Raw genomic sequence first — 22,001 nt, 5'->3', positions numbered from 1 at the left:
GCCTGCACTTGCATGCCACGCCATACGCAGCTAACGGCACCCCACGTCATTTGGGGAGTAGCCACCGCTGGCAGGTTTTCGGGCCTGGCGCGGCCCTCAGCGTCAACATGCTTGGTCGAGAGACCATGGCGCAGGCGGCAGGACTTTTGTCCACCGGGCGAGACCAATGACAGCGAACCCATCGTCCGGGCCGGGCGGAGGGGTAAGCTGTCGTTGGCCTGATCGCTCCGCCCGGCCCCGGAATTGTCGATGCTCGAAGCCTTCAGCACGTCCACCGCGATTGTCGCGCTCGCCGAGATTGGCGACAAGACGCAATTGCTCGCAATCATCCTCGCCGCCCGGTTCAAAAGGCCGCTGCCGATCGTCCTCGGCATCCTTGGCGCAACGCTTGCCAACCACTTCCTCGCTGCCCTGCTCGGTGCGACCGCCGCCGCCTTCCTCGATGGCCAGTGGTTCCGCTTCGCCATTGCCATCGGTTTCGTCGCCATGGGCCTGTGGACCCTGGTGCCGGACAAGATGGACGAGGACGAAGCACCCAAGCCTTCGCGCTACGGCGCATTTCTCACTACGCTGGTGGCATTCTTCATCGTCGAGATGGGCGACAAGACGCAGATCGCCACGATTGCTTTGGGCGCACGCTTCAACGATGCCATCGCGGTCACTGCCGGTACGACGCTTGGCATGATGATTGCCAACGTCCCAGCCGTGATCTTCGGCAACGAATTGATCAAGCGTGTTCCGCTCGACATCGTGCGAATGGTTGCCGCCGCGCTGCTCGTTGCCACCGGCGTGTGGTTGTTCGTTCAGACACTGGGCTTCTTCTAAGCCTTTACGCGTTCGGCATTTGTTCTAAACTGGCGGCATGATCGAATCAGCTGCCACTGGTCCCGGCGCAAGCCCGGATGTCGTCGAACGCGAAGCACGCGCCGTCGCGCGCGGCATCTGCCGCCTGTTCGCGCGCAACGACATCTGGTGCCTGCCCGAAATGCCGCTTCGTTCCGGCAGGCGCGCCGATCTCATGGGCATCGACGCCAAGGGGCAGGTCGTGATCGTGGAGATCAAGGTCTCCCGGGCCGACCTGCTGGGCGATGGCAAGTGGACCGATTACCTGGATCATTGCGACCGGTTCTACTGGGGACTTGCGCCGCATCTTGACCGTGCCGTGCTCGACACCGACAATTTCCTGCCGCATGCTTGCGGGGTAATCGTCGCCGACGGTTATGATGCCGAGATTCTGCGCCCTGCGCCCACCATTCCGCTGGCTGCTGCACGCCGCAAGGCCGAAGTGGAACGTCTTGCCCGCGCCTCGTTGCGCCGTCAGCTTGTCGGCATTGATCCCCATTGCGCCGCTTGGGAAAGCTGATCAGGCCCGCCGCTTGATGCCCAATGGCGGTACCAGCGCCAGCAAGGCGGCGCGCGATGCGAGGAATTCATGCCACAGCGCCGTCGCGGCCGGGCCGGGGCTTTGCCCGCGCGCCGAAACCGCAAGCAATGCCGCCAATCCCGGCTCCATGATCGCGGCGAGATCGTCAACGCCCTGCTTCGCCAAGTCATAGCGCCATCCACCGGTATCACGCATGATCGCCGGGAAGTTGCGCACTTCGGGCTTGCGCATTTCCTGCTGCAAACCCGCGAGAGTGCAGACCACGGCAGCGGCATCGTGCAATGCCGACCACTTCATCGACATGGCATTGCCAGCGGCATGGCCGAACTCGGCCCGGCCCGCCTGCGGCAGCGCGGCGCGCGAATCACCTGATGACGTCGAAACCCCGTTCATGGTTTCGGCCTAGCCCGCAACCCGTTCCCAAATTGCTAAACGCGACTGGAACACAAAATCGCTGGCATGCCCGCCAAGCCGCTGCTAGGTGCCGTCTCGGCCCTGCACCCGTAGCTCAGCTGGATAGAGCGTTGCCCTCCGAAGGCAAAGGCCACAGGTTCGAATCCTGTCGGGTGCGCCATTGCCATTCGCTGAGACGGTCGCCAGTTGCGCGCGCCAGTGTCAGGTCCCTGCTCCAACGCCAGAACCCTGTGCCTTGACACACTGTCGCAAGCGCACAAGAGGTCCGCACCCTTTTCGTTGAAGCAGGTCCTTTATATGTTCCGGCGCATCGCCTCCCTGCTCGATCCATTCCTGCTCGCTCTTGTTGCAACGGTCGTCCTCGCCAGCGTGCTGCCGGCGCGCGGCGCATTCGTGCCGCTGGTCGATGGAGCGGCAGATGCGGGGATCGTGCTGCTGTTCTTTCTCCACGGTGCCAAGCTGTCGCGTGAAGCGATCTGGGAGGGGGCCCGCAACTGGAGACTGCACCTGGCCGTGCTGGCGATGACTTTCGCGCTGTTCCCGCTGCTGGGGCTTGCCGCTCGCGCCCTGCCGTTTCTCCCGGTCGAATTCGGTGCGGGCTTGCTCTTCCTTGCTCTGCTGCCCTCCACGGTCCAGTCCTCGATTGCCTTTACCGCCATCGCCCGCGGGAACGTGGCGGCTGCGGTCTGCGCTGCATCGTTCTCGAACTTCGCCGGGATTTTCGTCACGCCGGCGCTTGTTGCGCTGTTGATGGGCGGGGCAACAGGCGGGTTCTCCTGGGCCTCTGCCGAAACGATCGTGCTGCAGTTGCTCCTCCCGTTCGTGGCGGGGCACCTGCTGCGTCCGTGGATCGGCGGCTTCATCGCCCGCCACAAGGCATGGGTGGGCAAGGTCGATCGCGGCTCGATCCTGCTCGTCGTCTATGCCGCGTTCGGCGCCGCCGTGGTCGAGGGACTGTGGCAGCGCGTTGCCCCCTTAAGCCTGCTCGTGCTCACGCTGGTCTGCCTCGTCATGCTGGCGCTGGTCCTTGCTGCAACCTGGCAGACCGCCAAGGCGATGAAGCTACCGCGCGAGGATGCCATTGTCCTGTTGTTCTGCGGCTCGAAGAAGAGCCTGGCCTCGGGTGTGCCAATGGCCGGTGTATTGTTCCCGGCCGCTTCGGTCGGCATCGTGCTCCTGCCGGTGATGGTGTTCCATCAACTCCAGCTCATCGCCTGCGCGTTGATCGCGCCGCGGCTGGGGCAGCGCGATCCCGAACAGGAAACGGCGGCGTAGCCTATCGCTCCGCCGCCGCCCTGCATTGGTTGACCGATCAGAAACGGTCGGCGTTCATCACCTTGGTCCAGGCCGCCACGAAGTCGGCCACGAACTTGTCCTTCGCGTCATCCGAGGCATAGACTTCCGCTACCGCGCGCAGTTCGGAATTCGAACCGAACACGAGGTCGACCGGCGTCGCCGTCCACTTCAGGGCACCGCTTGCACGGTCCTTGCCCTCGTAGAGGCCGGGTGCGGCCGCTTTCGTCCAAACCGTGTCCATCGACAGGAGGTTGACGAAGAAGTCATTGTTCAGCGTGCCGGGACGGTCGGTGAACACGCCCGCCTTCGATCCAGCGGCATTCGCGCCGAGTGCTCGCATTCCGCCCAGCAGCACGGTCGTCTCCGGCACGGTCAGCCCCAGCATGTCTGCCTTGTCGACCAGCGCTTCGGTCGGCCCGTAGAAGGAATCCGCCGCGTAGTAGTTCCGGAAGGCATCGGCCTCTGGCTGGAGGTAATTGAACGATTCGACGTCGGTCTGCGCTTGCGTGGCATCGACCCGGCCCGGCGTGAACGGCACGCTCACGTCATGCCCTGCGGCCTTGGCTGCCTGCTCGATCGCGGCATTGCCGCCCAGCACGATCAGGTCAGCCAGGCTCACCTGCTTGCCACCCTTGGCCGCCTTGTTGAAGCCGAGGCGGATTGCCTCGAGCTTGGCCGTCACCTTCGCCAGCTCTGCCGGATCGTTGACCGCCCAGTCCTTCTGCGGGGCAAGCCGCACGCGAGCACCGTTGGCCCCGCCGCGCATATCGGTCGCGCGGAAGGTCGAGGCCGAGGCCCAGGCCGTGCGCACCAGCTCGGCCGTGGTCAGGCCGGATGACAGGATGCTGCCTTTCAGTGCGGCAATGTCCGCGGCGTCGACCATGGCGTAGTTCGCCTTGGGCAGCGGATCCTGCCATGTCATCGTCACCTTCGGCGCATCCTTGCCAAGGTAGCGCGCTTGCGGTCCCATGTCGCGGTGGGTCAGCTTGAACCAGGCCCGGGCAAAGGCGTCGCTGAAGGCTTGCGGGTTCTTCTGCCAGCCCTGCGTGATCTTACGGAAACCGGGGTCCTCGCGCATCGCGATGTCGGTGGTGAACATAATCGGTGCGTGACGCACATCGGGCCGGTGCGCGTCGGGTACGAGGTTTGCCGCCGCCGGGTCCTTCGGGATCCACTGCGTCGCCCCGGCCGGGCTCTTGGTCTTGACCCATTCGAAACCGTAAAGATTGTCGAGATACTGCGTGGTGAAGGCGATCGGGTTGGCCGACCATGCGCCTTCCAGCCCGCTCGTCACCGTGTCCTCGGCATTGCCCTTGCCGCATTTGTTGGCCCAGCCAAGGCCTTGCTGCTCGATCTTGCCCTGCCCCGGATCGTTGCCGACGCATTCCTCGGGCTTGTGCGCGCCGTGCGCCTTGCCGAAGGTGTGGCCGCCAGCGATCAGCGCCGCGGTTTCTTCATCGGTCATCGCCATTGCGCCGAAGGCGCGGCGGATGTCGGCCGCAGCCGCAAGAGGATCGGGCACGCCGTTCGGGCCTTCCGGGTTCACGTAGATCAGGCCCATCTGCGTCGCGCCCAACGGCCCCTTGAGGTTGCCCTTGCCATCCCGGCGCTTGTCGTCGAGCAGCTTGGTCTCGGGTCCCCAGAACACGAGGTCAGGCTGCCAGGCATCGACGCGGCCACCGGCAAAGCCCAAGGTCTTGAAGCCCATGTCCTCCATGGCAACATTGCCGGTCAGGACCATCAGGTCGCCCCACGAAAGTTTGCGCCCGTACTTCTGCTTGATCGGCCAGACGAGGCGGCGGGCCTTGTCGAGGTTGACGTTGTCCGGCCAGGAATTGAGCGGCTCGAAGCGCAGTTCGCCGCCGTCCGAACCACCGCGCCCGTCGCCGGTGCGATATGTCCCCGCGCTGTGCCAGGCCATGCGGATGAAGAACGGGCCGTAGTGGCCATAGTCGGCGGGCCACCACGGCTGCGGCGTTGTCAGCACCTTGCGGATATCGGCTTTCACCGCATCGAGATCGAGCGAGGCAAATTCCTTGGCATAGTCGAAGTCCGGGCCATAGGGATTGGCTTTGGTCGCCTCGTTCTGGCGCAGCGCGGTCAGGTCGAGCGTCTTGGGATACCATTCCTTCGCAGCGGGCTCGCTCGTCGGCGTAACGGTTTCGGCCATTGCAGCGCTGCCGAGCGGCAAGGCGGCCACAAGCACGGCGGCCAGTGCAATCCTGCTGATCTGCATGAGTTTCTCTCCTCCTGTTGCCCCGCGCGATAGCGGGCTGGCAATCGGATAATTCGCTCAATGTTTGCAGACCAACGGGTTAGTTCTATCACAGTTATCGCGAAGGTTGTTCATCCTGTCGCAATTCAGCAATGGTTCCGATGAGAGATGCGCGAACCCAAGTGAATGGATCCCGGCCTTTGCCGGGATGACGCACGAAGTGGGAAGTCGCTTCGCAAGCCAAGAACCTGCGAGCCAGCATCCGGCTAACCAACGATCAGCAAGGATCGTCGCCCCGGCGCAGGCCGGGCCCACAACCCCACGGGCAAGGCACCGCACTTGCAAATCGAGCAGTAAGGTTTCCCCGAAGGGAGGAACCAAGCCCGAATTCAACGATGAGGTGATAGTGGAAACTGGAGCGGGCGAAGGGATTCGAACCCTCGACCCCAACCTTGGCAAGGTTGTGCTCTACCCCTGAGCTACGCCCGCTCGTGCGTTTCTGGCCGGTGGGAAGTGCCCCGTCCGGCTGGGGTGTGGGGGCCTCTAACGGCGACTCGGAAAGAGCGCAACACCAAAAATGCATCGAAGGCGAAGTCTTTCGCAAAACCCCCGATTCCCCTTGCCGAAGCGCGAAGCGTTCCCACATTGTGCGGCAAACCTGAAAACATCGACCGGAGACGCATCTTGGCCAGCATGGGGCTCAATCTCGACGAACAGAAGGCAGTGGACCGCTTCCGCAAGAACGTGGTCGAGCCGTCGATGACCAAGCTCGTCATCCTGGATTTCTGGGCGGAGTGGTGCGGGCCGTGCAAGGCGCTCACGCCAGTGCTCGAAAAGGTCGCCGCAGAATATGCCGACAAGGGCGTGGTCCTCGCCAAGGTCAACGTCGACGAGGAACAGTTCATCGCCGCGCAGTTCCAGGTACGCTCGATCCCCACGGTCTATGCGATGTTTCAGGGCCAGCCGGTGGCGGACCTGACACCTGCGCGCACCGAATCACAGCTGAAGCAGTACCTCGACCAGATCCTCGCCAAGCTGCCGGTGCAGGCGGGCGAGCCCGAGCAGGACGTGACGCCGCTGCTTGCCATGGGCGAGGAAGTGCTGGCTGAAGGCGATGGCGAACGCGCTGCCAGCATCTTTGCCCAGATCGTCGAGATCGCGCCCGATAATGCTCAGGCCCACGCCGGCCTCGTGCGCGCATTGATCGCGGCAGGCCAGAAGGACGAAGCACAGGCCGTACTCGATTCGCTCGACCCCAAGCTCGCTGCGGATCCGGCCCTCGCTCAAGCGCGCTCCGCGCTGGCACTGGCCGAGGATGCGCCGGAAGAGGGCGAACTCGCTGCCCTGCGCGCTGCGGCGGCAGAACGCCCGGCCGACATGGACGCCCAGCTTGCCTTCGCCAACGGACTCTATGCCGCCGGCCAGCGAGACGAGGCTGCCGCCAAGCTCCTTGCCATGATCGCCGCCGACCGCGAGTGGAACGAGGGCGCGGCCAAGGCCCGCCTGCTGCAGATTTTCGAAGCGATCGGGCTGGAGGATCCCTGGGTTGCGGCCACGCGGCGCAAGCTCTCCGCCGTGCTGTTCGGTTGAGCGTGATGGGCGCGAGCGCAAACACGACGCGCCTGTCGATCTTCCCGCTGACAGGCGCGGTGCTCTATCCAGGCCTGCAACTGCCGCTGCATATCTTCGAACCCCGCTACCGTGCGATGGTGAGCGATTCACTGGCGCGTGATCGGCGCATCGCGATGATCCAGCCGCAATCGCCGGTCGATGGCGCGCCGCTGTTCAGCGTGGGCTGTGTCGGCAAGATCGCCGACGTCGAGGCGCTGGAGGACGGGCGGTTCAATCTCGTGCTTGAAGGCATCGCCAGGTTCCGCATGATCCGCGAACTGGACGTGACCACCCCGTTCCGCCAGATCGAAGCCGAACTCCTCGCCGACGACATGGCAGAAGCGCTCAGCGCGGTCGAGCGCGCTTCCTTCGAACAGGAAGCCCGCCGCTTCGCCGATGCGCAGGGCTATGCGGTCGATTGGGATTCGGTCGGACGGCTGGATGACATGTCGCTGATCAACGGCGTCTCGCAGATCGCCCCATTCGACGCAGCGGCCAAGCAGGCCCTGCTCGAAGCCGATTCGCTGGCGGCACGGTGCGAGTTGCTGGTCCAGCTCATGCAGTTCTTCGGCAAGCGCGACAGCGACGATGGCGGGCGGGTGACGTTGCAGTAGTTGCAACGAACTTCAGAACTGGGCCTGAATTCCGTCAATCACGAACTGCGCTGCGAGAGCCGCCAGCAGCACGCCGAGCAGGCGGGTGATCACCGCCTCCACCTGCGAACCCAGCGCCCGGATCAGTGGTCGCGCCGCGACCAGCGCGATGAAGCTCAGCACCATCACCACGGCGAGCGCCCCAAGGATCACGGCGGTTTCCTCCAGCCCGTTGGCCCGTGCCGTCAGCAGCATGACCGATGCGATCGAGCCGGGGCCGGCCAGCATCGGCATGGCCATCGGGAAGACCGAGACGTCCTCCACCTGCGGCTGGGCGGAACGTACCTTCTCGGCCCGCTCCTCGCGCCGTTCGGTGCGCTTCTCGAACACCATGTCGAGCGCGATCAGGAAGAGCATGATGCCGCCGGCAATGCGGAAGCTGTCGAGTTCGATGTGCAATGCGCCCAGCAGATCCTCGCCGAACAATGCAAAGACCAGCAGGATGCCGGTGGCGATCAGGCAGGCGCGCAAGGCCATGGAGAACGCCTGTTTCGCCGTCGCGTTGGCGGTGAGGCCCGCATAGATCGGCGCACAGCCGGGCGGGTCGATGACCACGAACAGCGTGACGAAGGCGGAGAGGAATAGCTGCAGCATCGCCTCAGGCTCCGTTCGCTTTAAAGTTGCGCGCGATCACTTCGCGCATCGCGCCGTCTTTCCAGATCCAAGCAGTGAAGCGACGGTTGCCGTCAGGCAGAACGGTCGAACGCCAGGCCAGGCTGCCGTCGCGCGATTGGCCGTCCTTGCTGTCGCCGCCTTCGGCTGCCGGAATGGCTCCGGCAAGCGGACGCATGGGCGGCAGCTTGCCGCCCTCCTTGCGCTCGCGCTTGCTGCCGGGCTGCGGCGCTGGGTCTCCAGGCGGACGAGGACGGGCCGGGCAATCGGCAACCTTGCCCTCGGCCCAGTCCACCTCGCCCAATGGCGAGGCGAGGTCCTGCCCGTCATCGAGCACCCATTTCCAGTCGACCTTGCCCTTGAACTGGCGCTGCCACACGGTGACGTATTCGCCGTCCCCTCCCGACGGTCCCTGCCATGCGCCATAGGTCAGCCCTGCGGTGCCGTCACAGCTGATCCATGCAAGGTGCGGAGCCCACTTTACCGTCGCGGGCGGGTCCTTGCGGTCCTTGAGCAATGTCCTGGCCAGCTGGCGTCCGTCTTCGAACATCTCGGCGGTCTCGTCCGCCGTCTCGCGGAAGGCGGTCCATTGTCCCCTCTCCCGCGCCAGCCGGGCAAAGCCGATGTCCGCGGCGATCAGCGCAGAAGGATTGGCATAGGCGCGCTGCGGGCGGCCAGGCTCTTGCGAATCCGGGGCCGATTGAGAGAGTGCGGGCGTGGCTGCAAGGAGGAATGCGAGGGGGATCAGGCGCTTCATCACACCAGCCTAGCCGATGCGCTGCAGCCTGCCCACCCCGCCAAACCTATCCCGCCAAGGGGCAGATCAGATTGCGTCCGCCGCCAGATCCAGACCCTCGTTGCGATAGGCCGCGACGAGCGCGTTGCGCAGCAGCACCGCGATCGTCATCGGGCCGACGCCACCGGGCACCGGCGTGATGGCCGAGGCGACTTGCGCGGCGCTTTCATAGTCGACATCGCCCACCAGCTTGGTCTTGCCTGCTTCGGCGCCGGGTACGCGGTTGATGCCTACGTCGATCACGGTCGCGCCGGGCTTGATCCAGTCTCCCTTGACCATCTCTGGTCGGCCAACGGCAGCCACGACGATATCAGCCCGCTTCACCACGTCTGCGAGGTTCTTCGTGCGGCTATGCGCCACCGTCACCGTGCAGCTTTCCGCGATCAGCAACTGCGCCATCGGCTTGCCGACAATGTTGGAGCGGCCGATCACCACCGCGTCGAGGCCCGATAGATTGCCGAGTTTGTCCTTGAGCAGCATCAGGCAGCCAAGCGGCGTGCAGGGCACGAAACCCGGCTGGCCCACGGCAAGGCGGCCGGCGTTGGTGACGTGGAAGCCGTCGACGTCCTTGTCGGGGTTGATCGCGGCGATGACCTTCTGCTCGTCGATATGCTTGGGCAACGGCAACTGCACGAGAATGCCATCGACCGCGGGATCAGCGTTGAGCTGCTCGACCATCGCCAGCAGATCGGCCTCGGACGTTTCGGCTGGCAGCTTGTGCTCGAAGCTGTTCATGCCCGCTTCCACCGTGCTCTTGCCCTTGGAGCGGACATAGACCTTGCTTGCCGGGTCCTCGCCCACCAGCACCACGGCCAGGCCAGCCTTGCGCCCGGCCTGGGCCTCGAACGCAGCGGCAAGATCGCCCACGCGGGCGCGCAGGGTGGCGGCGAAGGCCTTTCCGTCGATCACGGCAGCAGTCATCGTCTATAATCCAGCGAGTTTGTGTGTCACATTCCCGCCGAGGATGCGGCAATGCCGCTCAGCAGGATCGTCAGCAGGTTAAGGCCGATGATCAGTACCATCGGCGAGAAATCGAGCGCGCCGGTATCGGGCAGGATCTTGCGGATCGGGCGCAGCATCGGCTCAAGGATAGCGTTCAGGGCCTTCCACACTGCGGCAACCGCGTTGTTGTGCATGTTGACGACATTGAACGAGATGAGCAGGCTCAGCACGAACTGCACGATGACGACTACGACAAGGATGTTCACGAGGTAGTTGATCATGGCGATCAGCGTGTAAAGCAGCATCGGTGCATATCCTCGTCGGCAGATTGAGAGCGAGCCATGCTCCTAGCCGACCCTCTTGCCGGGCCACAAGTGCCCGCAGTGTCGCTACGGGGCGACACTTGCGCGGCTCTGTATGTGCTACTTACAATTTAGGCAAGCTTCGCCGCTGTTGTCCTCAGGGCTTGCCTGGGTTGAGCGTCGTGCTGTCGATATGCCAGCGCAGCTGCTCCGCCGACGCTCCGGGCACGTTGTTGACCCTTCGCAAGATCACGTCGCCCGTTATCGTGCGGTCACCATCGGTTATGACCACCGGGGCGGTATAATAGATCGAACCCGCCGCGCCTTCCTGCTGGCCTTCGCCGATCACTACCGAAGGAGCCTTGAGCCTGCCCCAAGTCTCGGCGAAAAGCCTCGCGTCCATGCCGCTGCGATCCCCCTTGTCTGCCCAGAAAGCGCGGACACTGCGCCAGTCGCGGGCTTCGATGGCGGCGGCAAAGGCATCGAGCACGTCCTCGGGCCGCTTGGCAAGAGAGGGCTGAGCCACTTTTCCGGATGCTGCAGGCTCCAATCGCTGTGCAGGACCGGCTGTCGGCTGAGCAGCGGGCGCAGCCATCGCGGTGCTGTCTTCTGCAGGCGACGCCGGTCCCCGCTGACAACCGCCAAGGTGAAAGACCAGCGCCGACATGGCGGCCGTGACAAGAGCGGTGCGGATCATGCCGCAGGGACGAACGCGGGCCGATCCGGTTCCGCGCTTAATGGAAACATAATCTCCGGTCGAATCGGCGCCTCAGGCGCGGATCAGCGTCCCCGCACCGCGCGCGGTGAAGATCTCCAGCAGCATGGCATGGGGCACGCGGCCATCAAGCACGACCGTCGCCTCGCAGCCCGCCTCGACGGCGTGGACGCATGTCTCGAGCTTGGGGATCATGCCGCCGCTGATGGTGCCGTCTTCGGCCAGTCGCGCGATGTCGGCGGGCCTGAGGTCGGTCAGCAGGTTCTTGTCCTTGTCGAGCACGCCCGGAACGTCGGTCAGCAGGAACAGGCGTGAGGCACCGAGTGCGGCGGCAATCGCACCTGCCATGGTGTCGGCATTGATGTTGTAGGTCTCGCCATCCTCGCCGACGCCGATCGGCGCGATCACGGGGATCATTCCGGCGTTGACGATGGTGTCGATCACGGTCGTGTCGATGCGGTCGGGCTCGCCCACGAAGCCGAGGTCGACCACGATCGGATCGCCATCCTCGCCTTCGATGGCCTTGGGCGACTTCTTCGACTGGACCTTGCGGGCGACCACCATGCCGCCATCCTTGCCGGAAATGCCGATGGCCTTGCCGCCCGCGCGGGCGATCCAGCTGACCAGTTCCTTGTTGATGGCGCCGGCCAGGACCATTTCAGCCACTTCGGCGGTCTGTTTGTCAGTCACGCGCAGGCCGTCGACGAACTGCGATTCGATGCCCAGCGCCTTCAGCATTCGCCCGATCTGCGGCCCGCCGCCGTGGACGACGACCGGGTTGATGCCCACGGCCTTCAACAGCACGATGTCCTCGGCAAAGTCCTGCGCCAGTTCGGGATCGCCCATCGCGTGGCCGCCATACTTCACCACGAAAGTCTTGCCGGCATAGCGCTGGAGATAGGGCAGCGCCTCGGTCAGGGTCTCTGCCTTGGCAAGCATCGCGGGGTCGTGGTTCTGGCTCATGCGCGCGCCCTTACGCGCAATGCTTGCAGAATCCAATATTGGCGTTGCGCGCGTGACGGCAGCTTATGCCGTCCAATCAGGATGGGCTGTCGAGCCTGCGACCGATCTTCATCACCAGCGCAATGATCAGCGGCACCAGCACTGCCGACAGCACGACCTTGGCCAGCATCTGGCCCGCCATCAGGCTGGCAATAGGCCGTACGCCATAGAACGAAACCGAAATGAAGATCAGGGTGTCGACAACCTGCGAAAGTGCCGCGGCAATGAAACCGCGCACGGCAAGAAACCGCCCAGCCGCACCACGCAAGCGGTTGAAGATCCACACGTTCAGCGTCACCGACACGCCATAGGCCATGATCCCGGCTAGCATCATGCGCCACGATTGGCCAAGGATGATCGGGAAGGCTTCCTTGGCCGGTTCGTACATGCCCGGGTCAGTCGGCAGGTTCAGCACGAACAACGTCAGCGCGATGGCAAAGGCCAGCGGCAGGAAGCCATAGCGGACAAGGCGGTCTGCGGCGTCCTTGCCATGAAGCTCGGCTATCCCGCTGGAAATGGCGACGAGAGTGAGGAAGGGAAATATCCCGGCCTCCACCGCCAGCGGACCAAGCGCAACCTGCTTTGCTCCCAGCACACCGCCCAACGTCACCATGCCGCCATAGAACAGCGCGAAGAGGAACAGCGAACGGGGGATTGCGATGGCGGGCGCGGTGGTATCGTGCATTTCGGGCCGATAGCGCGCTTTTAACCTCCCGCCAATTCGCTATTAGATTCGGCTGAAACCAATTTGCGTGCGGAGCAGATCCTTCCCGATGCGTGTCGCTTCAAGTCTTCTCGGGATGGTGCTCATCCTTGCCCTCGCCTTCCTGCTCTCGTCGAACCGCCGGGCGATCCGCCTGCGCGTGGTAGCCGCGGCCTTTGCCCTGCAGGCGGGTTTCGCCGCGCTGGTGCTGTACGTGCCGGTCGGCAATCGCCTGCTGCAGGGCGCAGCGGGCGGGGTCGAAAGCCTGCTAGGCTTCGCCCGCGCCGGTGTGGCCTTCCTTTTCGGCCCCTTGGCGGACCCGGCGATCGGCGGCACCAGCTTTGCCATCTCGGCCCTGCCGGTGATCGTGTTCTTCGCCGCGCTGATTTCGATCCTCTACTACCTTGGCGTGATGCAGCTGGTGATCCGCTGGATCGGAGGCGCGCTTGAAAAGGTCACCGGCATCAGCAAGGTTGAATCGCTCTGCGCTGCCAGCAACATCTTCGTCGGCCAGAGTGAATCGCCGCTGGTGATCCGGCCCTATCTTGCCGCGCTCAACCCCAGCCAGCTCTTCACCGTGATGACGGTGGGCATGGCAGGCGTGGCGGGGACCATCCTGGCGGCCTATGCCAGCATGGGCATCCGCATCGACTATCTGGTGGCGGCTGCCTTCATGTCCGCGCCGGGCGGGATTCTGATGGCCAAGCTGATGATGCCCGACGAGCCGCCGGTGCCCGCCGAAGTTGCCGACGAGGCCCTGCCCAACCCGCACGTCAAACCCAGCCTCGCCTCGGACGAGGAAGAGCGCCCCGCCAACATCATCATGGCGGCAAGCCAGGGTGCGCAGACCGGGGTGAAGCTCGCCGTTGCCGTGGGCGCCATGGTGCTGGCGTTCGTCGCGCTGGTCGCGCTCGCCAACGGCGTGCTCGGCTGGATCGGCGGCTGGTTCGGCACGCCCGACCTCTCGTTCCAGATGGTGCTGGGCTATGTCTTTGCGCCGGTGTTCTACCTGCTGGGTGCCGACGGCTGGAGCGAGGCGATGCAGGCCGGTGGCCTGTTCGGCAGCAAGATCGTGCTCAACGAATTTGTCGCCTTCATCGAACTCGGCAAGGACACCGCGCTGTCGGCCCACACCGTTGCCATCGTCACCTTCGCATTGTGCGGCTTTGCCAACTTCAGCTCGATCGCGATCCAGATGGCGGTAACCGGCGGCCTTGCCCCCAACCAGCGCCCGATCATCGCCAAACTCGGCATCCGCGCGCTGGTAGCAGGCGCGCTCAGCAATCTGATGAGCGCCGCATTGGCGGGGCTGTTTCTGTCTCTGTGACGGACAGCTTCCCCTTCCATCTGCGCGACGCCGATGCCGCTGTTGCCGAATCTCCCTATACCTTCTTCATCCCGCTGCTTGAGGAGCGGGTGCAGGTGTCGGTCGGCGATCTGGTGAAGCTTGGTTTCGAGTATGAGTGGGAGACGCAGCAGTACAGTGGAGAGCGCATGTGGGCGAAAGTCACCCGCAAGTCTGGGCTCGATTTCACAGGAACATTGGACAATCAGCCGTGGGAGCCGGGACTGGAGATCGGCTTGGAGGTGGCGTTCGGTGTCGGGCACATCCTCGATATCGAATGGGACAATCCTGAAGCACATCCGCCATTCCATCGGCATCAGACGTACTGGGAGCGGTGCCTTGTCGACGATTGCGTGCTGGATGGAAGCGTGCCGGTCGAGTACATCTATCGCGAAGAGCCGGACATGGCTGGCGAGGACGACAAAGACCCCGACAGCGGTTGGCGAATACGGGGGACGGATGGCCATCCAGATGCCGATCCTCTCGATGACCGCACTGCCAGCTACGTCGCTCTGGGCGCTCTGCTGAACAGGGATGACAGCTTCCTTGCCCTGCTGGATGCGCCAATCGGCAGCGCTTTCATGCGCGATTTAGAAACCGGCAAGTACAACCGGGCCGAGTAGATCAGCAGTAATGCGCTGCAAGAAGGTCTACCGCCTTGGCGAGTTCGCCGTCGAGGTAGCCCAGCAGCTTGTGCCAGTCGTGCGCGCCGGCCAGTTCGCCGGGGCCGTCTGACACGCCGCGCAGGCCCATCAGCGGCACGCCAAAGGTGCGGGCGGCGCGGGCGACGGCGTAGGTTTCCATGTCGACCATGTCGGCGCTCACCCGGTTCCAGTGATCGCCGCTGACAACGTCGCCGCCGCTCGATAGCGTGGCGATGGGCAGGTCCAGCGGCGTGTCCAGCGGCAGGTCCTTGGGCTCATCGAGATAGGGCACCACGCCCGGCTCCACGCCTAGCGCCGAGGCGTCCATGTCGCGCCACGAAACGCTGCCGATCTGGTGGATCGAGCCCAGAGCGCAGCGCCGCGATCCGGCCGAGCCGAGGCAGACGATCAGGTCGGGCAGGGTGCCCGCCGCCTCCAGTCGCGCCAGCGCAATGCCTGTGTGCAGTGCGGCCTCCACCGGGCCGATTCCGGTAATCAGCGGCACGAACCGCGCGCGCAGGTGCGGGCCATATTCAGGCTCTGCTGCCATCACGAACAGCGCACGCTTGGTGCCGAGCTGCGTCAGTTCAACCATTGGCTTGGGCTTTCAGCTGATAGAGCAGATCCAAAGCCTCGCGGGGCGACAGCGCATCGATGTCGAGGCCGTTCAGGCGCGCGCGCAGGGCATCGACCTTTTCCTCTGCCGCTTCGATCGCGGCGGCGAACAGGGGCAGGTCGTCGAGCCCTGCGGCAAGGCCACCGGTGGCGGCGCGGCCTTTCTCGAGCTTTTCCAGCACCGACTTGGCGCGCTTGATCACCGGCGCCGGCACGCCTGCCAGCCGCGCCACGGCAAGGCCATAGGACTTGTCTGCCGGCCCTTCCGCCAGTTCGTGCAGCAGCACCAGATCGCCCTTCCATTCCCGCGCGCGGACGTGGTGGAGCGAGAGCGAATCGCAAGCTTCGGCAAGACGCGAGAGCTCGTGGTAGTGCGTGGCGAACAGGCAGCGGCAGCGGTTGATCGAATGGATTGCCTCTGCCACCGCCCAGGCCAACGACAGGCCGTCGTAGGTCGATGTACCCCGGCCCACTTCGTCGAGGATGACGAAACTGCGCTCGGTCGCCTGAGACAGGATCGCCGCCGTCTCGACCATTTCGACCATGAACGTCGAGCGGCCGCGCGCCAGATTGTCCGATGCGCCGACGCGGCTGAACAGGCGATCGACCAGGCCGATCGTCGCGGCTTGCGCGGGCACGAAGCCGCCGGCCTGTGCCAGCAGCACGATCAGTGCGTTCTGGCGCAGGAAGGTGGATTTACCGCCCATGTTCGGCCCGCCGACCAGCCAGAGCCGATCCTGCGGATGCAGGCAGCAGTCGTTGGCGACAAAACGCTCGCCCTTGGCCGCCAGCGCTGCCTCGACCACCGGATGCCGCCCGCCGGTGATCTCAAGACAGGGCTCGTCCACCACGCGGGGGAGCGCCCAGCCGCCTTCGGCTGCCCGCTCGGCCTGTCCCGCGGCCACGTCGATGCGGGCAAGTGCTGCCGCCGTGGCAGCGATCGCTTCCCTGGCGCGCACGGCGTGACCGACGAGGTCCTCGAAATGCGCTTCTTCCGCTGCCAGCGCATGGCCACCGCTTTCTGCAATCCGGCTGGCTTCCTCATGCAGGGCCAGCGCATTGAAGCGCACTGCGCCCGCCATGGTCTGGCGATGAGTAAAGCCTGATTCGGGCGCCATCAGCCGGTCGGCGTGGCGCGCCGGAACCTCGATGAAGTAGCCCAGCACGCCGTTGTGGCGGATCTTCAGCGCGGCGACCCCGGTATCGTTGCGGTACTTCGCCTCCAGCGCCGCAATGGCGCGGCGGGCGTTGCCGGAAACCCGGCGCAACTCGTCGAGCGCGGCGTCGTAGCCCTCGGCGATATAGCCACCCTGCGACCGTTCGGTCGGCGGCGCTGGCACCAGCGCACGGGCGTAGAGATCGCACAACGCGCCATGGCCCGATAGCGAGGGCAGCATCTCGTCGAGCGGGCCGGGCCGGTCGGAGCGCGCGCGCAGCACGTCGTGCAGGCGGCGTGCCTCGGAAAGCCCGTCGCGCAACTGGCCAAGATCGCGTGGAGAGCCACGCCCAGCCACGACCCGGCCCAGCGCACGGCCGACGTCGGGCAGGCTGCGCATTATGCCGCGGATGTCGCCCCGCAGCAGCGGATCGTCGTGGAGCCAGCTGACCAGTTCCAGCCGCCGGTTGATCGCGCGCGTATCGGTCAGCGGGGCTGACAGGTCCTCGGCCAGGAGACGCGCCCCGGCCCCCGTTACGCAGCGATCAATCGCCTCGACCAGCGAGCCTCGCCGGGTACCGCTCGAACTGACCAGTATCTCAAGGCTGCTGCGCGTGGCTTCGTCCATCGCCATGTGCGTGCCGGCCTCGCGCGCCACCGGCGGCAGGATCAGGGGCAGCGCGCCACGGCCGACATGATCGAGGTAGGCGACGAGACCGCCCGCCGCAGCCAGCATGGCGCGGCTGAACTGCCCGAATCCGTCGAGTGTGGAGACCCCATGCACGGTCTTCAGCCGCACCTCGCCTTCGTCGCTGCCGAACGACCGATTCGGACGCGAAACGCAATCAATCGGCGCGTTCTCCCATGATTCGGGCGCGACCACCTCGCTCGCGCCAAGCCGGGCCAGCGCCGCGCCCATCTCATCGGGCGTGCATTCCTCAAGCTCCATGCGGCCCGTGGAGATGTCGCAGGCGGCAATGCCGATCGCGCCGCGCACCTCGCACACCGCGGCCAGCACGTTCGCCCGGCGCGGTTCGAGCAGTGCTTCCTCGGTCAACGTGCCCGCTGTCACGAATCGGACGATGTCGCGCGCCACCAGCGCCTTCGAACCACCGCGTTTCTTCGCTTCCTCGGGCGTTTCGACCTGTTCGGCGATGGCCACGCGGCAGCCCGCCTTGATCAGCCGGGCAAGGTAGCCCTCGGCGGAATGGACCGGCACGCCGCACATCGGAATCGGCGCGCCGCCGTGTTCGCCGCGGCTGGTCAGCGCGATGTCGAGGACTTGCGTGGCGATCTTGGCGTCGTCGAAGAACAGCTCGAAGAAGTCGCCCATGCGGTAGAACAGCAGGCAGTCGCCAGCCTGCTGTTTAAGCGCAAGATATTGCGCCATCATCGGAGTTGGGGCATTAGGCGTCACGCGCACGTGGCTAGACGAGCGCGACGTGTTTCTCAAACCATCGACACCGGGATATCCGCAACTCCAGCGCACAGCCTGTGCAGAGCAGGCAGCATGGGGACGGTTCCGGTCTTGTGGGGGTACTTACGGTTTGACGCAAGTCCGCGAAAAGGATTGGCTCCAGGGTCTGAAGGCCGCTTGGGCGCGCGCAGGAGCGCTGCCGTGGCTTTCGGGCCCCGGCATCCTCATTGCAGTGCTGCTCGTTTGCGCCCCCTTCGCGCTGGTCGAAGTGCCGCCACTGATCGACGTGCCCGGCCACATGGGCGCCGCCGCGATCGAGGCTGCCGGCCCCGGCAATCCGCTCGAACAGTACTTCACCTGGAAGTGGGTGTTCACCCTGAACATCGGCGGCGGCGTGCTGATGAAGGTGCTCGGAGCGCAGTTCGGCATCCTCGCTGCAGGCTGGTGGAGCACGGTGCTTGCCACGGGCCTGTTTGCAGGCGGCTGCTTGTGGACCATCCGCATGCTCAATCCCAAGGGTGGGCACGCCGCGGCATGGTCGCTGATGTTCGTGTTCAGTTTCCCGCTGCTGACGGGCTTCCTCAACTACATCCTTGCCACCGGCCTTTCGCTGACCGCGTTCGGCGCCTCGCTCTGGCTTGAACAACGCAACCCAAAGGCGCGCGCCGCGATGCTCGTGGTCGCGCAGCCGGTGGCAATGCTCTGCCACGCGATCGGCGGCTTGCTGCTGGCGTTGCTGGTAGGCGCCCATGCTTTCGGCCGCGCGATGGACGAACTGCCCGAAGGTTGGCGCTGGCGCGACCTGACCAACCGCCAGTGGCTGCGCACGCTTGACTGGAAGGCGATTGGCTTGCGCCTCTGGCAAGCTTGCTGGCCGCTGCTGGCCACGGTGATCACGATCGTGCTGTGGAAGGCGTTTTCGCCGCCCGTCCAGTCGATGAACATCTGGCGCTGGGACCAGAAGGCGTGGTCCTTCGTGCTGACCTTGCGCGACCAGTCCAAGCTGCTCGATGCCGGGACCACGATCATCGCCTGCCTGCTGGTGCTGGTCGGGCCGTTCCTCGGCGCAAAGTGGCGCTTCCGGCAGGGCATGCCCGCGCTGATGGTGTTCCTGCTGTTCCTTGCGATCCCGAGCGACATCAACGGTTCGGCCTTCGTCGACATCCGCATCCTTCCGGTCGCGGCCATGCTCGGCCTCGGCCTGCAGGACTGGAGCGGCGCCCGCCGCCCGCAGTGGGCGCGCGCGGTCGCTTATGCCGGCATGGCCCTGCTTGCCGTGCGCCTCACCGTGACGGCATGGAGCTTCAACGGCTATGCCGAAGACTACAACAAGCAGCTTTCCGCGCTGACCCATGTCGAACCCGGCAGCCGCGTCCTCGCTTTCGTGGAGCATTCGTGCCTCGACGAATCCTGGCGCAACACCCGCCGCGATCACCTCGCCAGCCTCGCGAGCCTCTACCGGCAGGCCTGGGTCAACGACAACTGGGCGGTCCCCGGCCTGCACATGGTCGTGCCGCGCTTTCGTCCGGGTCGCAACTTCACGGCGGACCCTTCAGAGTTCGTCTGGTCGCGCGGTTGCGCCGGTGGCTGGCGTCGCAGCGTCGATACCGCGCTGAAGTACGCCCCGATCGAGCGCGTGGACTATGTCTGGCTGATCGATACCGGCTTGCCGCGACGCGCCGATCCTCGCTTGCAACTGGTCTGGCAGGAGGGCCGCAGCCTGTTGTTCAAGGTAAGGCGGCTCGGCATCCCGACGTGGCAGCCGAAGGACCTCTAAACCGGCAGTCCGATTCCGCATCCGGCATTTTCGATAGATTTGCATCGACTCTGCAGTGTCCGCGCGCCTTGACGTAACGTCAAAGGTCGGACACTGCCATCACAACAAGTCCGGTCAGATACGGGGGAACCATGTCCGAGGAAAGCAACGTCCGCTTCACCGAACGCGAGGCGCTTTTCTACCACAACACGATTCGCCCCGGTAAGATCGAGATCATCGCCAGCAAGCCGATGGCGACCCAGCGTGATCTGTCGCTGGCTTATTCTCCCGGCGTCGCGGTCCCGGTCCGCGCTATCGCCGAAGATCCCGCCACCGCCTATGACTACACCGCCAAGGGCAACCTTGTTGCCGTGATTTCCAATGGCACTGCCATCCTTGGGCTTGGCAACCTTGGCGCGCTGGCCTCCAAGCCGGTGATGGAAGGCAAGGCCGTGCTTTTCAAGCGCTTTGCCGACGTCGATTCGATCGACATCGAGCTCGCCACCGAAGATCCCGACGCTTTCATCGAAGCTGTTGCGCTGATGGAGCCCTCGTTCGGTGGCATCAACCTTGAAGATATCAAGGCGCCCGAATGCTTCATCATCGAACAGGCCCTGAAGGACCGCCTGAAGATACCGGTGATGCACGACGACCAGCACGGCACGGCAATCATTTCCGCCGCAGGTCTGCTCAATGCCTGCCACCTGACCGGACGCAAGCTCGAGGACGTCAAGGTTGTCGTCAACGGCGCGGGCGCTGCGGCCATTGCCTGTACCGCGTTGATCAAGGCGATGGGCGTGCGCCACAACAACGTCATCATGTGCGACCGTTCTGGCGTGATCTACCGCGGCCGCGAGAACAGCATGGACCAGTGGAAGAGCGCGCACGCGGTCGATACTTCGGCCCGGAGCCTCGAGGATGCTCTGGTCGGCGCAGACATCTTCCTTGGCCTTTCGGCAGCCGGGGCCTTGAAATCGGACTGGATGGCCAAGATGGCGCCGCAGCCGATCATCTTCGCAATGGCCAACCCGGACCCGGAAATCACTCCGCCCGAAGCAAAGGCGGTGCGCCCGGATTGCATCATCGCCACGGGCCGGTCGGACTATCCGAACCAGGTCAACAACGTCCTTGGCTTCCCCTTCATCTTCCGCGGCGCGCTCGACGTTCAGGCGACCGCGATCAACGAAGAAATGAAGATCGCGGCAGCCGAGGCGATTGCCCAGCTCGCTCGCGAGCCTGTCCCCGAGGAAGTCGCTGCCGCCTACGGCATCAACCACACCTTCGGTCTCGACTACATCATTCCCGCACCGTTCGATCCGCGCCTCATGGAAGTCGTGTCGTCGGCAGTGGCGCAGGCAGCGATGGATTCGGGCGTGGCGCAGAAGCCGATCGAGGACATGGACGCCTATCGCACCAGTCTCAAGGCGCGCCTCAACCCGACAACCTCGGTGCTGACCAACGTGTTCGCCCAGGCCAAGGACAATCCCAAGCGCGTCGTCTTTGCCGAGGCCGAGAACGAGGTGGTGCTGCGTGCCGCGATCCAGTTCAAGGACTTCGGCTATGGCACCCCGGTGCTGGTCGGACGCACCCAGGGCGTGCTCGATCTGCTGACCGAACTCGGCGTCAGCGATCCTTCGTCCTATGAAATCCACAATTCCGCGGTCTCGCCGCTGGTGCCCGAGATGGTTGCCTACCTCTATGAACGCCTCAAGCGCCGCGGCTATCTTGAGCGTGACGTCAAGCGCATGGTCAACCAGGACCGCAACGTCTTTGCCTCGCTGCTCGTCGCGCTCGGCCATGGCGATGCACTGATCACCGGCATGACGCGTACTTTCGCGCAGTCGATGAAGGAAGTGCGCCGCGTTCTCGATCCCAAGCCCGGCCACCTGCCCTTTGGCATCCATCTCATGGTCGCCAAGAACTATACGGTGTTCCTGGCAGATACGACCGTGAACGAGCGTCCTTCGGCCGAGGACCTGGCGCATATCGCCAAGGAAACGGCCGCCGTCGCACGGCGCATGGGCCACGAACCGCGCGTTGCGTTCCTGTCGTACTCGACCTTCGGCAATCCCTATGGCCGCTGGCTGGAATCGATCCGCGGTGCGGTGGCCATTCTCGATGCCGAAGACCCGGGCTTCGAATACGAAGGCGAAATGGCCCCGGATGCTGCCTTGAACCCCAAGGTCATGGCCAACTATCCGTTCAGCCGCCTTTCCGCTCCGGCCAACGTGCTGATCATGCCGGGCCTGCAATCGGCCAACATCTCGGCCAAGCTGCTGCGCGAACTGGCTGGCAATGCCGTGATCGGCCCGATGCTGCTGGGCATGGAGAAGCCCGTCCAGATCGCACCGATGACCTCGCTGGCGCCCGATATCCTGACGCTGGCGGTGCTGGCGGCTGCAGGGGTTGTGGGTTAAGTTTTC

At 64.8% G+C, this 22,001-nt stretch carries 20 protein-coding genes, 2 tRNA genes and 1 riboswitch; of the genes, 10 read left to right on the top strand and 12 right to left on the bottom strand.

Annotated elements, in window-relative coordinates; all coding sequences use genetic code 11:
• Nucleotides 1–39 precede the first annotated feature (39 nt).
• Nucleotides 40–224: riboswitch (yybP-ykoY riboswitch) on the top strand.
• A gap of 25 nt (nucleotides 225–249) precedes the next feature.
• Both NJ75_RS07325 and NJ75_RS07320 read left to right on the top strand, forming a co-directional pair.
• The gene (locus NJ75_RS07325; protein WP_039333003.1) at nucleotides 250–825 is read left to right on the top strand and encodes a TMEM165/GDT1 family protein; all 576 of its coding nucleotides are present in this window, start codon (nucleotides 250–252) and stop codon (nucleotides 823–825) included.
• Between the two features lie 37 nt (nucleotides 826–862).
• Complete coding sequence (locus NJ75_RS07320) at nucleotides 863–1,363, top strand: MmcB family DNA repair protein (protein ID WP_039333001.1); 501 nt, start codon at nucleotides 863–865, stop codon at nucleotides 1,361–1,363.
• Here the strand turns inward: NJ75_RS07320 and NJ75_RS07315 are convergent, their stop codons facing one another.
• The gene (locus NJ75_RS07315; RefSeq protein ID WP_039332999.1) at nucleotides 1,364–1,777 is read right to left on the bottom strand and encodes a hypothetical protein; all 414 of its coding nucleotides are present in this window, start codon (nucleotides 1,775–1,777) and stop codon (nucleotides 1,364–1,366) included.
• Nucleotides 1,778–1,881: 104 nt separating this feature from the next.
• Between NJ75_RS07315 and NJ75_RS07310 the strand changes: the two genes are divergently transcribed.
• Both NJ75_RS07310 and NJ75_RS07305 read left to right on the top strand, forming a co-directional pair.
• Nucleotides 1,882–1,958, top strand: a tRNA-Arg gene (locus NJ75_RS07310).
• Nucleotides 1,959–2,095: 137 nt separating this feature from the next.
• Nucleotides 2,096–3,073: a bile acid:sodium symporter family protein gene (locus tag NJ75_RS07305; RefSeq protein WP_039332996.1), complete on the top strand. Its 978-nt coding sequence runs from the start codon at nucleotides 2,096–2,098 to the stop codon at nucleotides 3,071–3,073.
• Nucleotides 3,074–3,110: 37 nt separating this feature from the next.
• Here NJ75_RS07305 and katG read toward each other — a convergent pair whose 3' ends face one another.
• Nucleotides 3,111–5,330 (bottom strand): catalase/peroxidase HPI, encoded by a 2,220-nt coding sequence (gene katG, locus NJ75_RS07300; protein ID WP_039332995.1) that lies wholly within the window; start codon nucleotides 5,328–5,330, stop codon nucleotides 3,111–3,113.
• 393 nt (nucleotides 5,331–5,723) lie between these two features.
• Nucleotides 5,724–5,798: transfer RNA gene (locus NJ75_RS07295), tRNA-Gly, on the bottom strand.
• 204 nt (nucleotides 5,799–6,002) lie between these two features.
• On the opposite strand from NJ75_RS07295, the gene NJ75_RS07290 reads away from it, so the two are divergent.
• Nucleotides 6,003–6,899, top strand: a complete 897-nt coding sequence (locus NJ75_RS07290; protein WP_039332994.1) for a tetratricopeptide repeat protein — start codon at nucleotides 6,003–6,005, stop codon at nucleotides 6,897–6,899.
• A 5-nt stretch (nucleotides 6,900–6,904) separates the two neighbouring features.
• Nucleotides 6,905–7,534: an LON peptidase substrate-binding domain-containing protein gene (locus NJ75_RS07285; protein WP_039332993.1), complete on the top strand. Its 630-nt coding sequence runs from the start codon at nucleotides 6,905–6,907 to the stop codon at nucleotides 7,532–7,534.
• Nucleotides 7,535–7,546: 12 nt separating this feature from the next.
• On the opposite strand, the gene NJ75_RS07280 is transcribed toward NJ75_RS07285, so the two are convergent.
• The 7 genes from NJ75_RS07280 to NJ75_RS07250 all read right to left on the bottom strand — a co-directional run bounded on the left by NJ75_RS07280 (nucleotide 7,547) and on the right by NJ75_RS07250 (nucleotide 12,627).
• Entirely contained in the window at nucleotides 7,547–8,167 is a 621-nt protein-coding gene (locus NJ75_RS07280) for a MarC family protein (RefSeq protein ID WP_039332992.1), read from the bottom strand.
• A 4-nt stretch (nucleotides 8,168–8,171) separates the two neighbouring features.
• Nucleotides 8,172–8,942: a hypothetical protein gene (locus NJ75_RS07275; RefSeq protein WP_039332991.1), complete on the bottom strand. Its 771-nt coding sequence runs from the start codon at nucleotides 8,940–8,942 to the stop codon at nucleotides 8,172–8,174.
• Between the two features lie 66 nt (nucleotides 8,943–9,008).
• Nucleotides 9,009–9,902, bottom strand: coding sequence for a bifunctional methylenetetrahydrofolate dehydrogenase/methenyltetrahydrofolate cyclohydrolase FolD (gene folD, locus NJ75_RS07270; RefSeq protein ID WP_039332990.1), 894 nt, complete (start codon nucleotides 9,900–9,902; stop codon nucleotides 9,009–9,011).
• Between the two features lie 26 nt (nucleotides 9,903–9,928).
• Entirely contained in the window at nucleotides 9,929–10,228 is a 300-nt protein-coding gene (locus NJ75_RS07265; RefSeq protein WP_039332988.1) for a YggT family protein, read from the bottom strand.
• 154 nt (nucleotides 10,229–10,382) lie between these two features.
• Entirely contained in the window at nucleotides 10,383–10,922 is a 540-nt protein-coding gene (locus NJ75_RS23240) for a hypothetical protein (protein ID WP_052242171.1), read from the bottom strand.
• 72 nt (nucleotides 10,923–10,994) lie between these two features.
• Complete coding sequence (gene argB / locus NJ75_RS07255) at nucleotides 10,995–11,903, bottom strand: acetylglutamate kinase (RefSeq protein WP_039332987.1); 909 nt, start codon at nucleotides 11,901–11,903, stop codon at nucleotides 10,995–10,997.
• 76 nt (nucleotides 11,904–11,979) lie between these two features.
• Complete coding sequence (locus NJ75_RS07250) at nucleotides 11,980–12,627, bottom strand: queuosine precursor transporter (RefSeq protein ID WP_039332986.1); 648 nt, start codon at nucleotides 12,625–12,627, stop codon at nucleotides 11,980–11,982.
• Nucleotides 12,628–12,715: 88 nt separating this feature from the next.
• Here NJ75_RS07250 and NJ75_RS07245 point away from each other — a divergent pair, with 88 nt between their 5' ends.
• The gene (locus NJ75_RS07245; protein WP_039332984.1) at nucleotides 12,716–13,972 is read left to right on the top strand and encodes a NupC/NupG family nucleoside CNT transporter; all 1,257 of its coding nucleotides are present in this window, start codon (nucleotides 12,716–12,718) and stop codon (nucleotides 13,970–13,972) included.
• Nucleotides 13,969–14,613: an immunity protein Imm33 domain-containing protein gene (locus NJ75_RS23235; protein WP_052242168.1), complete on the top strand. Its 645-nt coding sequence runs from the start codon at nucleotides 13,969–13,971 to the stop codon at nucleotides 14,611–14,613. Before NJ75_RS07245 ends, NJ75_RS23235 begins: the two co-directional genes overlap by 4 nt.
• A gap of 1 nt (nucleotide 14,614) precedes the next feature.
• Here the strand turns inward: NJ75_RS23235 and NJ75_RS07235 are convergent, their stop codons facing one another.
• Both NJ75_RS07235 and mutS read right to left on the bottom strand, forming a co-directional pair.
• Entirely contained in the window at nucleotides 14,615–15,229 is a 615-nt protein-coding gene (locus NJ75_RS07235) for a 5'-methylthioadenosine/S-adenosylhomocysteine nucleosidase (RefSeq protein ID WP_039332983.1), read from the bottom strand.
• Nucleotides 15,222–17,798, bottom strand: coding sequence for a DNA mismatch repair protein MutS (mutS, locus tag NJ75_RS07230; RefSeq protein ID WP_039332982.1), 2,577 nt, complete (start codon nucleotides 17,796–17,798; stop codon nucleotides 15,222–15,224). Before mutS ends, NJ75_RS07235 begins: the two co-directional genes overlap by 8 nt.
• Before the next feature lie 154 nt (nucleotides 17,799–17,952).
• Between mutS and NJ75_RS07225 the strand changes: the two genes are divergently transcribed.
• Nucleotides 17,953–19,599 carry a hypothetical protein gene (locus NJ75_RS07225; protein WP_236727088.1) on the top strand — a complete coding sequence of 549 codons (1,647 nt, stop codon included), beginning with the start codon at nucleotides 17,953–17,955 and terminating at the stop codon, nucleotides 19,597–19,599.
• A 131-nt stretch (nucleotides 19,600–19,730) separates the two neighbouring features.
• Entirely contained in the window at nucleotides 19,731–21,995 is a 2,265-nt protein-coding gene (locus tag NJ75_RS07220; protein ID WP_039332981.1) for an NADP-dependent malic enzyme, read from the top strand.
• Nucleotides 21,996–22,001: the final 6 nt, after the last annotated feature.

It is taken from the genome of Novosphingobium subterraneum, assembly GCF_000807925.1.
GTDB classification, from domain to species: Bacteria; Pseudomonadota; Alphaproteobacteria; order Sphingomonadales; family Sphingomonadaceae; genus Novosphingobium; species Novosphingobium subterraneum.
Note: the sequence above shows the minus strand (reverse complement) of the source record. Positions and strands in the feature narration are given on the sequence as shown.

What these genes read in the sequence shown, in the direction of transcription:
- NJ75_RS07325 (WP_039333003.1), top strand. Translation starts at nt 250, where the DNA reads ATGCTCGAAGCCTTCAGCACGTCCACCGCGATTGTCGCGCTCGCCGAG.
- NJ75_RS07320 (WP_039333001.1), top strand. Translation starts at nt 863, where the DNA reads ATGATCGAATCAGCTGCCACTGGTCCCGGCGCAAGCCCGGATGTCGTC.
- NJ75_RS07315 (WP_039332999.1), bottom strand. Translation starts at nt 1,777, where the DNA reads ATGAACGGGGTTTCGACGTCATCAGGTGATTCGCGCGCCGCGCTGCCG.
- NJ75_RS07305 (WP_039332996.1), top strand. Translation starts at nt 2,096, where the DNA reads ATGTTCCGGCGCATCGCCTCCCTGCTCGATCCATTCCTGCTCGCTCTT.
- katG (WP_039332995.1), bottom strand. Translation starts at nt 5,330, where the DNA reads ATGCAGATCAGCAGGATTGCACTGGCCGCCGTGCTTGTGGCCGCCTTG.
- NJ75_RS07290 (WP_039332994.1), top strand. Translation starts at nt 6,003, where the DNA reads ATGGGGCTCAATCTCGACGAACAGAAGGCAGTGGACCGCTTCCGCAAG.
- NJ75_RS07285 (WP_039332993.1), top strand. Translation starts at nt 6,905, where the DNA reads ATGGGCGCGAGCGCAAACACGACGCGCCTGTCGATCTTCCCGCTGACA.
- NJ75_RS07280 (WP_039332992.1), bottom strand. Translation starts at nt 8,167, where the DNA reads ATGCTGCAGCTATTCCTCTCCGCCTTCGTCACGCTGTTCGTGGTCATC.
- NJ75_RS07275 (WP_039332991.1), bottom strand. Translation starts at nt 8,942, where the DNA reads ATGAAGCGCCTGATCCCCCTCGCATTCCTCCTTGCAGCCACGCCCGCA.
- folD (WP_039332990.1), bottom strand. Translation starts at nt 9,902, where the DNA reads ATGACTGCTGCCGTGATCGACGGAAAGGCCTTCGCCGCCACCCTGCGC.
- NJ75_RS07265 (WP_039332988.1), bottom strand. Translation starts at nt 10,228, where the DNA reads ATGCTGCTTTACACGCTGATCGCCATGATCAACTACCTCGTGAACATC.
- NJ75_RS23240 (WP_052242171.1), bottom strand. Translation starts at nt 10,922, where the DNA reads ATGATCCGCACCGCTCTTGTCACGGCCGCCATGTCGGCGCTGGTCTTT.
- argB (WP_039332987.1), bottom strand. Translation starts at nt 11,903, where the DNA reads ATGAGCCAGAACCACGACCCCGCGATGCTTGCCAAGGCAGAGACCCTG.
- NJ75_RS07250 (WP_039332986.1), bottom strand. Translation starts at nt 12,627, where the DNA reads ATGCACGATACCACCGCGCCCGCCATCGCAATCCCCCGTTCGCTGTTC.
- NJ75_RS07245 (WP_039332984.1), top strand. Translation starts at nt 12,716, where the DNA reads ATGCGTGTCGCTTCAAGTCTTCTCGGGATGGTGCTCATCCTTGCCCTC.
- NJ75_RS07235 (WP_039332983.1), bottom strand. Translation starts at nt 15,229, where the DNA reads ATGGTTGAACTGACGCAGCTCGGCACCAAGCGTGCGCTGTTCGTGATG.
- mutS (WP_039332982.1), bottom strand. Translation starts at nt 17,798, where the DNA reads ATGATGGCGCAATATCTTGCGCTTAAACAGCAGGCTGGCGACTGCCTG.
- NJ75_RS07220 (WP_039332981.1), top strand. Translation starts at nt 19,731, where the DNA reads ATGTCCGAGGAAAGCAACGTCCGCTTCACCGAACGCGAGGCGCTTTTC.